This window comes from Hominisplanchenecus faecis (assembly GCF_020687205.1).
Taxonomy (GTDB): domain Bacteria; phylum Bacillota; class Clostridia; order Lachnospirales; family Lachnospiraceae; genus Hominisplanchenecus; species Hominisplanchenecus faecis.
This window is the reverse complement of sequence record NZ_JAJEQE010000035.1, coordinates 21,229-35,836: the sequence shown is the minus strand read 5'-3', so window position 1 is coordinate 35,836 and position 14,608 is coordinate 21,229. Positions and strand designations below refer to the sequence as shown.

The window sequence follows — 14,608 nt, the reverse complement described above, 5'->3', positions numbered from 1 at the left end:
ATGGACGCACCCTGAAAAAAGACGGTATCCCGCCAGATTTCAGATGCTCTGGTAACTCAGTTACCGAGTAGTTCACAGAGGCAAAGATGAGATTCATAATATTAAAAATATTGAAATTGTTATAAAAGATAACGAATCACATGGTTAGTGTGGTTCGTTTTTTTGCATATTAGTCTTAAATGGAACACTTTGAACAAAAAAACGTGAAAAATTTTTCCTTCATTGAACATTATATTTATGAGTTTAATAGTGTATAATATTGTACCTGATAAGATACTTGATAAGAAAGATTATCAGCGAAAAACAATGAAGATATCAATTTTTGATATTTTTTTTGATATAAACTAAGACTTCGCAGGGTTCAGATTAGAAAGATAACGATGCAACTAAAAAATTCGACAGATTACTCAATTAGAATTGTATGTTACTTAGCAGCACAGGAACGGATGGTATCTACATCAGAATTGTCGCAGAAAATATGAACCGGAAGAAGCAATACGGATGATTTCAAATGGCGAATGTGGGGCGTTTTCCACAAAAATGACCCAGTGCTTGACGGCGGCAGTTATCCAGCCAGAGTGGTTAAAAGTGACAAAAAGTTAACCATGACAAAAGATTTGAGGCGATTTTTATGAATAAGAAATTGAGTGTTTTAAGGCGAATTACAGCAATCGTTCTGTGTGTTACATTATTATCTTCGCAAGTCGTAGTTGCGAATGATGAAGATTCAGAAAGAATGGATGTGCAGACCAATAGTGAAATTACAGATATATCGGAGCAGGATGGTTTCAGCAGTGATACATCTGAAACATCTGATATCACAGAAAGTGATATTCCTGATTCTTTTGAAGGCGAATCAGAGCCAAATACAGATATTAGTTCTGAGGTAACAGAAAAATTCGACAATTCTGAAGATCAGGGATTTACAGATGAAGAAGAAACAATTATGGATGACGAAAACACATCGGACACATTGGAAGAAGTAAATCCAGATTATGAAGATGGAAAAATATGTATCTACAATTACCAGCAACTTCTGCAAATCGGTACAGGAACACAGATGTTTTCTGGAGACAAAGATGGAAATGTTGGTGAAGGGGATAAGGTTCTTGCAGATGGTGCAGAACTTACCTATGCATCAGACGCTTCCTATTGTTTGATGAATGATATTCCAATAGATAATGAAAATGTCTGGAACTTCCCATCTGATTTTACAGGCAGCATCACTTCATCATCTGAGCACACTGACAATATGGTATATGATTCAGCGACAGATACGATTTATGTGTATAACCGCTACCAGCTGGCACTGATGCAGGAAGAAGACTCAGACAGCGAACCCGTAATGAGTGAGGATTATATTGCTGAAAAGGTTGGAATGGGACAGGTGTTCACTTTGGAAGATGGTTCGTATCTTACTTACAGCAAAACACATAATTATGTGCTTGCTTCTTCATTTACAACAGAAACACCGGAGCTTCTTGCCAACAAGGCTGGAACAGAGGAGACAACTCAGAATATCTCAAATGCATATCCATCTGATTATGAAGGAAGAAATTATTTCGGTCAGGTAGTAAAAAAGATCGGTGATAAAAATTACATTTTGATTGGAAATGAAACACAGCTTCGGGCAATTGGAACAGATGTGGAAGTAACAGAACCAATCTGGCGAGTATATGAAACAAGAAAGAAAAATGAGGGAATACTGGGGGGAGCACTGAGCGGATATACAGACTGGAAACCGGCAGCGGATACATCAGAATACAAAACGGAACTGTATTATCCGGGTGATGCGGATATTGTAAAGTTTAATGATACATATAATTGGTCCGGAAAGGAATTGTATGCTAATAAAAACGGTGCTCATAAGCTGAATGATACAGAATATTTGGATAATCCATCTTGGGATATAGCTGGTACAAAAGCTACACAGTGTTATGTGTATGTAAGTAGTACGATTCAGGAGTCAGCCGATATGACAGTAACTGCAACAGAAAGTACTGCCAGTGATTCCGAAGCGGCATCCGTTGAAGCAGATGAAACTGTAAATGACAGTGATTTGATTGATATGATTCCGTCAGATAGCGAGGAAGCAGCTGAGACAGGAAGTGATGATGCAGAAGCTTTTACAAGCAGTGGGGATGAAAGTGGTTTTACTGATGATATAGATTCGGAAAGTATAACAGTTGATGAGAATAAAACTTATGTACTTACTTATGATACGTCAAAACATAGCAATACCAATATTGCAGGCTCCGGATATAAATACAGCAAGGATGCGAATTACATTATCTTTCGTGATATTGATCTTTCCAAAGAAGGGACAAATTCTAATGGGAAAGATGATAACTGGACTCCTATAAAGAACTTCCAGGGAAATATGGAAGGCCGCAAGGGAATGACAGAAGGTGCTAATGTCAAAATCAGTAACGTAAAGATTGTACAGGACACAGCAATTAATCAGAGTGCTTATTCAAATGGAAGTAGCTCGGACACGGAATATGGTGTTGGATTTTTCAGAAGTTTATCGACCCCATATGACAGTTCATTACAGATTTCATCAAAACAGGTTGTCGTAAAAAATCTTACCTTATCAGGAGTTTCTGTATCAACGACAACGAATTCTATTAAAAAAGATTTTAGTTTGCTTGGTGTAGTGTTGACCGGAGTTTTAAAAGTCCTGGGATTATCAAGTGGGTTGGAAAAGGATCCAAAATCTTTTTCAACAGGAGCTTTTGCCGGCGTTGTAAAAGGAAATGTACAGATATTAGACTGTCATGTAGAAGGATTATCAGGAGTATCTAATGCAAACAGCTGGACAGGTGGTTTTGTCGGGTACATTTCGGGTATTACAAAATATGAAGCCCTTTCAGGAGTGCTTAAAGGAGTAACTGACGCACTTAGTACTCTATTAAACTTGATTCCAGTATTAGGTCTTGGGGATCTGATTACAACGCTTTTGAATGGAGGCGTTCTAAGTGTTGGAAACCTGATTCCGATTGGTTATGTGAATCCGGTGTTCAGTAATTGCTCAGTATCCGGTAGCAATACGATATCTGGGCAGAATTATACAGGTGGATTTGCTGGTGAAACAATAGGTGCTGTAATGACTGGATGTTCAGTTAATGGTACTGAGAGTGTTAATGGTACAGATTACTCAGGAGGATTTATTGGCCGTGCTTCCAATGCAGTTGTTGCAGGTGCACTGGATCATCTGGGAATCCAAATAGCTGATTTCCCGGTCAATACAGTAATGCTTGGATGTAGCATTAATGGCAGTGCAAATGTATCTGCGACAGGAAGCTCTGGTAAGGAAAGTGGTTATGCAGGTGGATTTATAGGAGAAATGCGTAACAGTTATGCCGTGGACTGCAGTATTTCTTCTCTTGGTACAGTGTCCGGAAAAGATTATACCGGAGGATTTGCCGGCTTAGCAACCCTTGGTGCTGTTACATCTATTGATGAAAATAAAGGTCTTCTTGATCTTGTGAAAAAACTTCTTACAGGTTTGTTGAACGGTAATATTACGGATATGGATATTTTGAACTTGGTGGGACTTCGCCCTTCTGTTATAAGCGGATGTACCATTGGCGGAAGTACGATATCCTTAGATGCCAGTGGCAAATATGCCGGCGGACTTGTAGGATATGCCGGAGCTGTTCAGGTTTCTAATACTTCAGAACTTGCAGATGGTTCAAAATCAACTACAAAAGCTTTGAATCGTATGCTTGCAAAAAACAGTATTTCTTACAGTTTTAATGAGCATTCTAATAGTATTACTGCATCAGAAAGCATGTCTGTTTCAGCAACAGAGAATGCCGGAGGAATCTTAGGTTACGCTAAAATGACCAGTGTCGGTGATGTCCTTGGCGGAACAGTTACAGCAGCAGACTACATGCGTTTTGAATGTAAAGATTGTTCCGTAAACGGAGGCTCTTTGGGACTTACAGTTACTGCGTCAGATCAGGAGAATGGTCGTGCCGGAGGTACTATCGGTTATGGAACAGGTGGAGAAGTAAGGAGAACATCCGTCACAAATCTGAATTCTGTAAAGGCTGGAAAGTGTGCAGGAGGATTTGCCGGATATTTCGGAAGTGGAACTCTTGCTAATGTTGGTGGTATTAAACTTCTTGGATTACCGCTTTTGAAAATTGACAGCCTTCTTTCTGTAGGTCAAATGATTGAGACGTTTACAGTTGACAGTACTGTTTCAGGTGTTTCGTCAGGATACAGTGTGTCTACCGAAAATGAGAACGGTTACAGCGGTGGTTTTATTGGAGAATGTATTAGTGGACGAGCAAGGGACACAAAGATCAGCAACCTGAAAACGGTTACTGCAGCTGCAACATCAGGAAAAGCCGGAGGCTTTGCAGGTTTTGCCAAAGCCGGAGATGCATTAAGTGCCGGAGATTCCACTACATCAAAACTGACAGGAATTGAATTAGAGAATCTGCTTGGAGTTGTCAGTGCCCTGAGACCGGAGTTCAATAATACGTCTATTGCCTATGTTTCGAATGGTTCTGATCCTCAGGTATCCGCGGATATGGCGGGCGGCTTTGTGGGAGACGGACAGGCAGTAGATATCAACTATGGAAACAACAATTCCGGATTCAAAGCAGACACGAATAGTGAGGATGGAACAACCGAAGGCGAGGCTGGTGCGATTGCAACAACAAATATTACCGGACTCTCTTATATAAAGGGAACCAGCTATGCCGGTGGTTTTGCAGGAAGGATGATGCCTGGTGATGTGGCACAGACAGGTTCTATTAAGTTACTGGGCCTCTTGGATGTAAATCAACTTCTCAGTGTCATGGATGTGGCTTATCCGAGAATTTCCGATGCTTCTATTGAGGGAAACAACTTAGTTGTAACAGCATCCGGAAAAAATGATGATGTGGCTCTTGGAGATGCCGGTGGTTATATCGGTAATGGAAAAGCAGTCATGGTTAAGAACTCTGATGTGACCAATGTAAAAAAAGTCACAGCACCGTATCATGCCGGTGGCTATATCGGAATCATGCGTTCCGGAAGTGCAGCGGAGGCAGGAGATGCCACAGGAGATCTTTTGAACAGTGTTCTTGGTAAGATTCTGAGTCTGAAAGAGTTGGCGAGTGTCTTGCAGGCTGCATCCAGCAAAATTACAAACTGCAAAGTTGCTGGTACCGCAGATGGTTTGACTGTTACGGCTGACAGCGGATCTGATAACGCAGAAGGCTATGCAGGTGGCTTCGTTGGAGAGATGCAGAGCGGTCATGTAGATAATTCAGCAAATGCTGTTGATTCCGGAAAAGGAACGGCAGTAGAAAATCTTCTGAAAGTAGAAGGACTTCGTTATGCCGGAGGCTTCGGAGGTCTGGTAAAAGCCGGAGCGGTTGCTGAGATTGGAGCTGAGTCATCGATTCTTACAAAAGTGGTTGATCTGACAGGATTACTTTCCCTAGTCAATGCCTTTGTTCCGGTGATCAGTAATGCCAGTGTTAATTCTGTAGAAAAAGGATTTACCGTTACCGTTACAGGTACTCTTGAAAAAGACAGCACTAACGATCAGGATACCGGAAGTGCCGGAGGCTTTATTGGCTGCGGAACCGGTGTACAAATCAGTAATTCTGATGTAAATAAACTGCAGCATACCCGTGTCAGTGAGCCAAAGAATCTGCAGCAGGCAGATGGAAGCGGTTATTACGGAACTGGAAGTAAGTATGCGGTAAGTGGTTACCGCTATGCAGGCGGCTATATTGGGAAAGCTGCTATGGGAAGTACGGCGGCTATCGGAGGCGCAAGCGTTTTGGATAAGGTGCTTTCTGCCTCAAATCTGTTATCAGCGTTGACCGTAGTTGCATCTATCATAGAAAGTTCAGATGTTTACGGAGCAACAGGCGGATTTAATGTTCTTGCAACAGATGGAGACGGTGATACCGGAAAAGCCGGTGGATATGCAGGAGAACTTCTTGGAGTTCAGATTCAGAATAGTAATTCTTATAATTTTGCACATATCATAGGGCGTGAAAGTGCCGGTGGATATGTTGGAACTATGGAGCCGGGAAGTGCGGCAGATGTGGTAGATGGATTAAGTGCTCTTGGAGGACTGATCAAGGCAGATAATCTTCTTGGCGTTTTACAGTCCTTTGTTCCAGTGATCAAAAACAGCGAAACAACCAGTGTGCCATGTGGTGGTGCTGTGAGGGCTCAGGCTGAGAGTGATGATGGCATTTACCGTGGACTTGCCGGAGGATATGCAGGTTACAACTACGGCGGTCAGATCTGGGGGAACAATACGGATAACTGGAAAGGCTCTGAATATACAGGAACCGTAAGGGAATGTGCAGCCTATCGTATCCGATCCGTATATGGAACAGAATATGCCGGAGGTTATACTGGACTGATGCGGTGTGCGAATGTTGCAGATACAGGAAGTCTGAAGGTTTTATTTGGTCTTATCAAACTAGATAATCCGCTGACGCTTCTTCAGGCAGTGTATCCGACAGAAAAGAATACAGCTGTTTATGGACCGCTTCGTGGACTGGATACGGATACCTGGAACAAATGGGTTGGTGCTGTCGGTTCTTATGGAAGTTACGGTAATAAATTACAGGCACTTGGTGAAGTCAATGATCAAGAACAGTTAAATGAGATCATTTCTCAGTATGCATATGGATACGCAGTCACAGCAGGAAGGAGCATTCTGGCAAGTAAAGCAACACAGGGCGGTTCTGCCGGAGGCTATGTAGGCCGGATGGAAGGTGGTACCGTGACAAATGGAACTGCAACAGATCTTCAGTCAGTTGAAGCCTTCAGAAGCAGCGGTGGATTTGCAGGTGAGATGCTTACCGGTTCTGTGGCAAACACAGGTGACGTTTCATTGGCAGGTCTTAAGATTATCGGTGCAGACAGTCTGGCGGCATTAAAAACCTTTGTTCCGGTTGTAAAACAGTCCCATGTGGAAGGTTATCGTTCCGGTGCAAGGATCAGAGCGACCGGTATTGCAGACAAAGACCCGGTAGGATTTGCCGGAGGCTATGTTGGAAGGATGATCGGTGGCCAGATCTGGGGAGATGAAACTACCTCCTGCAGTATCGCAAATTTAAGGCGTGTAGATGGAACTTCCTATGTAGGCGGTTTTGCCGGAAAAGTAGACCCAGGTAGTGTGGCAGCTATTGATACAGCTACAAAGCAGGGACTTTTGAATAAGCTTCTGGATGTTCTTATGGTAAATGCTCCGGCAGAGCTGATTAAGGTTCTGAATGCTACTGTTTCCACCATCCGCTGTGCATCTGTGTCAGCCTGGGATGACTGGGGTGTGATCGTAAATGGAACCTATCAAAATGGAAGCAATACCGGGTACGCAAAAGCAGCAGGAGGATTTGCAGGAAGTCTCTGTGGAGCGGTCCTTGGCGAGAAGGATAAGCCGGGAAGCGGAATACATGCGGATAAGATCCGCTCCGTAGTGGCCGGTGAATATGCCGGAGGATGCTTCGGTATTGCGGATGTTTCCGGTGCTGCAAGCATTAGTGCCAATGGTGAGACCTCTGTCTTACAGTATCTTTTAAAGCTTGGAAAAACTGATGTGCTGGATGCATTCCGAAGCTATGTATATTACGGAAATGTCACAGGAAGCCCAGATGCAGGACTTGGCGTCAGTGCTAACACAGCGACAAAATCCGGCCAGAATAATGAAGTAACATATAGCGGAACGGCTGGAGGTTTTGGCGGTTCACTGTTAAATGGCTCTGTCAAAAACAGCAGCGTAACAGGATTAAATTATGTAACTGGACTGAACAGCGTCGGTGGTTTTGTAGGTTACTCCGGAAAAAGCGGAGTTGTGAAAATGGAGAAGCTGGATGTGCTGGGAGATAATGCAGGACAGCTTCTTGGCGGTGCCCTCGGTGTTTTGGATATTTTTGGTTCCCACATAGATGACAGTAGCGTGACAGGAGTACCTGGTGGTTATACCGTTTTGAGTAAAGGCGGACAGGAGCAGATTGCAGGAGGCTTTATTGGTTACGCAAATCTTGCCAGAATGTCAGGATGCAATGCAGGAGATGCTCAAAATCAGGAAAATAGTCTGAAACAGGTAGCATCAGACGGAACAGCAGGAGGCTTCGCAGGAAGAACAAGCTTTGCCTATCTTGCAGATGTAAAACTGGATTCCACAGTAGTCGACGCTTTGCTCGTAGTCCTGAATAACCTTGTAAAGGCGTTGTATCTGGATAAGATTCAGGATTCCAATCTTTTGCATATTAATCTTGGAATTGTGAAGGTTGATGCACTGTACGATGGAAATCTCATCCATGTGAATCTGCTGGGACTGGATATTTCCGTTGGGCTGTCTAAAAAGTCTGATGATAACAATCAGCAGACAGATTTTGCAATCATTAAGATCGGAGATTCCTCTATTAAGCTTCCATGTGACAAAAACGGAATCATAACGAAAGATAATGATGTAAAGTCCAACATCAGTGTCAACCTGATTAAGGCAAACAGGACAAAAATTACAGACAGCAATGTATATGGAATCAGCACGGGATACGATGTCTATGCCGGTGGTGCCGGAAATGATGCAGACGGTACTGCAACAGATGGACGAAGCGGAGGCTTTGTAGGATACAACGACGAAGGACTGCTGAAAAATAACAACATGTATTACTGCGATGTGGTCCGTGGAACATCTAAGCTGGTGGGACCATTCAGTGGAAAAAGTGATTTGGACTCTGTATATGACTTTAATACAAAAGCAGGTGTCGAAGGTGAGAATAACAATTATCGTATCTACCGAAAACCGGCGATCACTTTTGATGAGATCAAAAAGAATTCGAAACTTCTGACAGATACGTTCAGTCAGGAAAATGGATGGAGTATCTTCTCGGTAAAACATGTAGTGCAGGTAGATGAGTATGATACTTTAAAGAATGCAGTTATGGCAACAAAAGATTCTTCTGAAACAGCAGATCTGAATGCTTATGTATCAGATGCAAAAGCCGTTCTGATGTCAGATACCAAAACGACAGTCAATACAGGTGACAGCACATCACCGGAACCGTCTGATACGCAGGATCCATGTGATGAGAATGTAAACCTGACGATAAACAAAGTCTGGAAAGATTTTCGAAATATGGACAATCTCAGACCAGACTCTATTACGGTCACGATTTCCAGAAGCTGGACGGATGCAGATGGAACGGAACATACAGAAGTTGTGCCGGGATATGAAAACTATGAAATAAAAGGTGATATCTCAAAATCTACATGGCAGAAAGTGGTTGAAACTCTTCCAGCCTACATAAAAGATGATGCTGAAAAACCGCATTACTATGAATATTCTGTTACGGAAACGGAAATAAAAGGATATACAACTACAATCGAAACTTCTAAAGATGGATTTACCTTCACGATTATCAACCGGCATTTTGCATTGCTTCCGGATACCGGCGGCGAGGGCATTATGATGTTTATCATAGCAGGTGGCCTGTTGTTAGCGTTCCTGCTTTATACCGGACGCAGAAGGAAACGGAAACATACGATGTAGGAAAGGGGGAGCAGGGTCATGAGAGAGATATGGCTGCGTGGGGAACTTCCACCGTAAAGGCTGAAAGAATCCCAAGCGAACTAATAAAAAATCAAAAGAAAGTGAGAAGAGGAACATGAAGAAATTAGTATCAAGATTTATGGCAGTTCTGATGGTAATGACCATGATACTGTCCATGAGCATGACTACATTTGCAGCAGAGGATGCAACAAGGTTAACAGGTACTGGTAAACTGACAGTCAACAATACAGTAGAAGGAAAGACTCTGGATCTGTATCAGATTTTTACAGCAACAAAAAATGAAGCGGGCAATGTAGCATACACATTAAATCCTGAATATGAAGGATTCTTTAAGGCAAATGTAAATGGAGCTTCTGAATTAACAGACGAAGCATTAAGTGAAAAAGCTTATGAATATGTTGAAAAACAGGTTGGCAAAGATGGAAAGAACGGTGTAAATTTTGCAAAAGCAATGCTTACATGGATTCTTTCAAATACTAGCACTGTAGATGCTACTCATAAAACTGTAACCACAGCAACTGGTTCTACAGAAATTGCTAATCTGGCATATGGATACTATGTAGTTTATCCATTAGGTGCAACAGATACCTCAGCAGCACCTGGAAATGGTCAGAATTATACATCCGTAGCATCTTTAGTTAGCGTAACAGATACTAATGCTACAGTTAACATGAAGAGTAATTACCCGACAGTAGTAAAAAAAGTAAATGACAAAACGGCAGATGATGTCAACATTGGTGATACAGTGACTTACACACTGACATCTAAAGTACCGGATATGACTGGATATACTTCTTATGTATTTAACTTCAAGGATACATTAGCGAAAGGTCTTACATTTGGAAGCATCACATCTGTGAAAATTGGTGACGTTACTATTAATGCTGATACAGATGGAACTAAGGCAGAGAATACATATACATTAACTACAAAAAATAATGAAGATGGAACAACAGAAATTAAGATTGAGATGAACAAATTCCTTGCTTCTAATGCAAACAAAGCAGGACAGGAAATTAAAGTAACTTATACAGCAACCTTAAATAAAGATGCAGTAACTGGTTTTGATCCTAACACCAACAAGGCTACTGTTGAATACAGCAATAAGCCGGGAACAAATGAAAAAGGTGAATCCGAACCAAGCGTCGTAGATGTACATACTTTCAATTTCACAATCTTCAAATATTATTTAAAAGATAAGACTAAGACCGGACTTGAAAATGCAGAATTCGAGCTTTACAAAGCAAATGCAGCAGGTGATGCAGCAGATACAGATGCTAAGATTAATATTGTAGACGAAGGAGCAGGTGTATATCGTCAGGCAACACCTGAGGAAGTAGCAGCCACTAATCCTAAATTTGAATCCGCAAAAATCGTATCTGATGACGACGGTAAAGTTCTTGTGAAAGGTCTGAAAGCCGGAATTTACTACTTAAGAGAGACAAAAGCTCCGGATGGATACAACAAACTTATCAGCGACATCAAGGTTGAGATCAAGCCAGTATATGATGAAACAACTGGCAAACTGACAAGCTATTCTGTTGATTACACATACAATGGAACAACAACAACAGGTACTGCAATTACAAATAAAACTGATTCCCCAGAAGTAGCTGTAGAAAACAAGACAGGTGCACAGCTTCCATCCACTGGTAGCAAGGGTGCCCTTATGGTAACACTGGCTGGTATCGTTCTTTTCGGTGCATTAACAGCAAGCAAAGCTTTTGGCAAAAAGAAAGCAAACAACTAAGACATTCTGAAGTTTAAGAATGGACAAAAAGACAGTTCATCTTCCCGGTATTGAACCGGGAGGGTGTCTGCTTTTTCTGAAATGTCCAGTGTGGACTGGGTATTTCAGAAGAAACAGACAAAAAGGTGAAAGGTATTATGAAAAAAATAGTGAAAATACTAAGAGGAATTGGATATCTGGCGGCATTTTCTTTAATCCTGTATCCGGTAGTGAGCAATTACATTAATCAGATGAACAGCACAACGATTGCTACAGATTATGAACAGGAAGTTTCGCATTTGTCGGAAGAACAGGAAAATGCCATGATCGAGCAGGCACAGGAATACAATGAAAGCCTGATTGGAATTGGTTCCATAGCAGATCCATTTTCAGAAAGCAATGAAAACCAGACAGAAAATGATGTGTATAACAATCTTTTGAAAATTGATGATACCGGAATGATGGGATATATTGATATTCCAAAACTTGATGTTGTCCTTCCGGTTTATCATGGAACATCCGAAAAAGTACTGCAGTCAGGTGTAGGACATCTGAAAAACACCTCGCTTCCGGTAGGCGGTGAGAGCTGTCATGCGGTATTATCCGGACACCGTGGACTTGCAAATGCCAAGATATTCACCGACCTGAACAAGATGGAGGTTGGAGATGTATTTTATATTAAAGTTCTTCATCATACCTTTGCCTATCAGGTGGATCAGATTCTGACAGTATTGCCATCAGATACAGATTCTTTACAGATTGAAAAGGGCAAGGATTATGTAACACTGGTCACATGCACTCCTTATGCAGTTAACACGCACAGACTGCTTGTACGTGGCACTAGAATTCCGTATGAAGAGGCACAGAAGATAGATGAGGAAGTTGGTCTTCAGCGTACAATTCCATTCAATTTGATTCTATTGATTGGTGGAATTATTGCTTTCATCATCATATGGGTGAGCATTAAGTTACATAAACGCAGGAAGGAGAAAAAATATGAGCAGAATAAGTAAACGTAAGCGAATATATATGTGTATGGCCAGTGTGATGTGTATGCTTTTACTCCTCATTCCGTTACCTGTGTCTGCGAATGATCAGGGAAGCATATTATTAAAAGCAACTGTTGAAGATGAGACCACGGTATATAAGCTAAGTAATACTGAATTTACGATGTATCAGGTTGGCATATATAAAAAGAATTCATGGGTTTTAGAGACTGAGTTTGCAAACTCTGGAGTCATATTTGATTTTGATGATTCTTCCGCTCAGGCAGAAGCTGCAAAAAAACTGGAAAAATATGTACAGGATAACAACATCAAAGGAATGTCCGGAAAGACCAATTCAGACGGAGAAGTTATGTACAGAAATCTGGAAAAAGGTGTGTATCTTTTTGTCCAGATACACACAACACAAATTGGCAATCAAGTATATCAAAGCGAACCTTTTATCATAACAGTTCCGGGTAATTATGATGGTCAGATCATCTGGAATGTAACGGCAGAACCTAAATTTAAAAATGAATCGATACCACCAATTACCACGAATACGCCACCAGTTTCAGAAGAACCATCGGGTGATAAAAGCAGTCGCACTCCAAATGTAAAAACGGGAGACGATACGAATGTAATTATGTGGCTTTCTTTAATGGGAATATCCTTAGTCATATTTAGTATTTGTAAAAGAAAAGTCCATAAATAATATGAGAAGATCGAGAAATCCCGGTCTTTTCGTTTCGTTATATAACTGGCATAACCCAAAAACAGATACCTCCGGAGGTGCACCGTATGGTGTCACCTGGGAGGAAATAGATCTGAAACCTTGGGAGGATTTGGAAAAGAATAATTGAGTTGTCAGTGCAATCTTATTTATCTCTTGTGACAGAAATAGGTTCTCGTTTTGCTGGAAGTAAGTCTGAACTGATCTCAGGAGCATCGAGCAGTGCAGTAAAATTCTGTCTAATGATATCCAGTGTCTTCTGCTTTTTTTGCAATTCCTGTTTTTTTCGGACGGTAGTAGCTTGTTCAGATTCAAGATTTTCAATCCTCTTCAGGATTTTATTAGAGCTTGGGATTTTGGTAACACCGAGAGCCTGAAGCTCTTTTTTTAGTGAATCGTGGAGTTTGTATTCTGCCTGATGTTTGCTGCGGTATGCTTTTGGATTTTTAGCAAATTTGCAATCTTCAATTACCTTACGGCAGAGCCGGTAAGAATCGCAGTGTTTTTGAATGAGTTTCTGCGTGCTCAGCTCACTGTTGAGTTGTGCTATTTTCGGATCAACCGCTTTAACAGAAGCATCAACGTCAGAAATATGCTGCTGGGCTTCTCTGGACAAATGCTTTGGAGTTTTCACTTTGCTACGGTTTTTAGCCAGACGGATACGGATATTTTCTTCGCTATAATAACTTCCAAGAGATTTCATATAAGTGAAGTTTTTCTGCTCCAGTGCACGGAAGGATAGGTGCTTTCCTTGGAGGATTTCGTATCCGGCTAACTGCATTTTTTGTAGAAATTCCTCATAATGGTACATTCTTTTATATCTGCGGAGCCAATACTAACCATAAATCCGGAGGAAAGCAATGCAAAGAGCACAGAGTCAGAAAAGAATATGTGGATGAAGATGTTCTTCGCCTGATCCAAACGCATATGAAAACCGTATTGGATACAGAAAAAATGATTCAGGAAATAAATGCAGCTTCCAAAAACCAGACACAGTACCTGCTTTTGGATAAAGAAGTGGGGAAACTTCGATGGGAACTAAGCCGAATCAGTAAGCGTAAGTCGGATTTATATGAAGATTACGCGGAACGTTTGATTACGGAAGAAGAGTACATACAGTTTTCTCGGATTTATTCCAATGAAATTGAGAATATCAAGAGCCGTCTGGACACAGTATTGGCGGCACAGGTTCGGTATTCCCAGGATTACCACATTGAAGAAGGCTGGGGAAATGTGATACATACTTATATGTCAAAGCGTAAGCTGACAAAAGAAATGGCAGATGCCTTTGTGGATTCAATTATTATCCATGGTAAGTATGATTATGAGATCAAGCTGGTATATGACGATCAGTTTGCAGATTTACAGAAATTAAAGAAAGAGAAGGAGGGCAGTCAAGATGACAGATCATAGAAAAACAGCTGTTTACATCCGTTTATCCGCAGAAAATGACAATGTAGATGGCAGAGCCCAAAAAGAGAGCGACAGTGTAACTTCTCAAAGAATTCTGTTAAAATCATTTGTGATTGATCAGTTGGGTGTTGCTGAGGCAGATATCCTGGATTTTCCCACTTCTACAGATACGATTTATTTCGATTAATGACAGCTATGACAGT

General features: G+C 41.3%; 7 protein-coding genes. 6 read left to right on the top strand and 1 reads right to left on the bottom strand.

The window, feature by feature from the left end; translation table 11 throughout:
* Positions 1-631 precede the first annotated feature (631 nt).
* The 4 genes from LKD42_RS10275 (at position 632) to LKD42_RS10260 (ending at position 12,974) form a co-directional block, all read left to right on the top strand.
* Entirely contained in the window at positions 632-9,526 is an 8,895-nt protein-coding gene (locus tag LKD42_RS10275) for a Cna B-type domain-containing protein (RefSeq protein WP_248835632.1), read from the top strand.
* A 115-nt stretch (positions 9,527-9,641) separates the two neighbouring features.
* Positions 9,642-11,297 (top strand): SpaH/EbpB family LPXTG-anchored major pilin, encoded by a 1,656-nt coding sequence (locus tag LKD42_RS10270; RefSeq protein WP_248835631.1) that lies wholly within the window; start codon positions 9,642-9,644, stop codon positions 11,295-11,297.
* Positions 11,298-11,434: 137 nt separating this feature from the next.
* A complete protein-coding gene (locus LKD42_RS10265) occupies positions 11,435-12,289 on the top strand; it encodes a class C sortase (RefSeq protein ID WP_248835630.1) in 855 nt (284 codons plus the stop codon).
* Positions 12,273-12,974 (top strand): pilin N-terminal domain-containing protein, encoded by a 702-nt coding sequence (locus tag LKD42_RS10260; RefSeq protein ID WP_248835629.1) that lies wholly within the window; start codon positions 12,273-12,275, stop codon positions 12,972-12,974. Before LKD42_RS10265 ends, LKD42_RS10260 begins: the two co-directional genes overlap by 17 nt.
* 163 nt (positions 12,975-13,137) lie before the next feature.
* On the opposite strand, the gene LKD42_RS10255 is transcribed toward LKD42_RS10260, so the two are convergent.
* The gene (locus tag LKD42_RS10255) at positions 13,138-13,773 is read right to left on the bottom strand and encodes a hypothetical protein (protein ID WP_248835628.1); all 636 of its coding nucleotides are present in this window, start codon (positions 13,771-13,773) and stop codon (positions 13,138-13,140) included.
* A 110-nt stretch (positions 13,774-13,883) separates the two neighbouring features.
* Here LKD42_RS10255 and LKD42_RS10250 point away from each other — a divergent pair, with 110 nt between their 5' ends.
* Both LKD42_RS10250 and LKD42_RS10245 read left to right on the top strand, forming a co-directional pair.
* The gene (locus LKD42_RS10250; RefSeq protein ID WP_248835627.1) at positions 13,884-14,405 is read left to right on the top strand and encodes a hypothetical protein; all 522 of its coding nucleotides are present in this window, start codon (positions 13,884-13,886) and stop codon (positions 14,403-14,405) included.
* Entirely contained in the window at positions 14,392-14,592 is a 201-nt protein-coding gene (locus LKD42_RS10245; RefSeq protein WP_248835626.1) for a hypothetical protein, read from the top strand. The genes LKD42_RS10250 and LKD42_RS10245 overlap by 14 nt, the downstream gene beginning before the upstream one ends.
* Positions 14,593-14,608 lie beyond the last annotated feature (16 nt).

Bases quoted from the DNA above. Each gene is read 5' to 3' on its own strand.
- LKD42_RS10275 (WP_248835632.1), top strand. From the start codon at position 632: ATGAATAAGAAATTGAGTGTTTTAAGGCGAATTACAGCAATCGTTCTG.
- LKD42_RS10265 (WP_248835630.1), top strand. From the start codon at position 11,435: ATGAAAAAAATAGTGAAAATACTAAGAGGAATTGGATATCTGGCGGCA.
- LKD42_RS10245 (WP_248835626.1), top strand. From the start codon at position 14,392: ATGACAGATCATAGAAAAACAGCTGTTTACATCCGTTTATCCGCAGAA.
- LKD42_RS10260 (WP_248835629.1), top strand. From the start codon at position 12,273: ATGAGCAGAATAAGTAAACGTAAGCGAATATATATGTGTATGGCCAGT.
- LKD42_RS10255 (WP_248835628.1), bottom strand. From the start codon at position 13,773: ATGCAGTTAGCCGGATACGAAATCCTCCAAGGAAAGCACCTATCCTTC.
- LKD42_RS10270 (WP_248835631.1), top strand. From the start codon at position 9,642: ATGAAGAAATTAGTATCAAGATTTATGGCAGTTCTGATGGTAATGACC.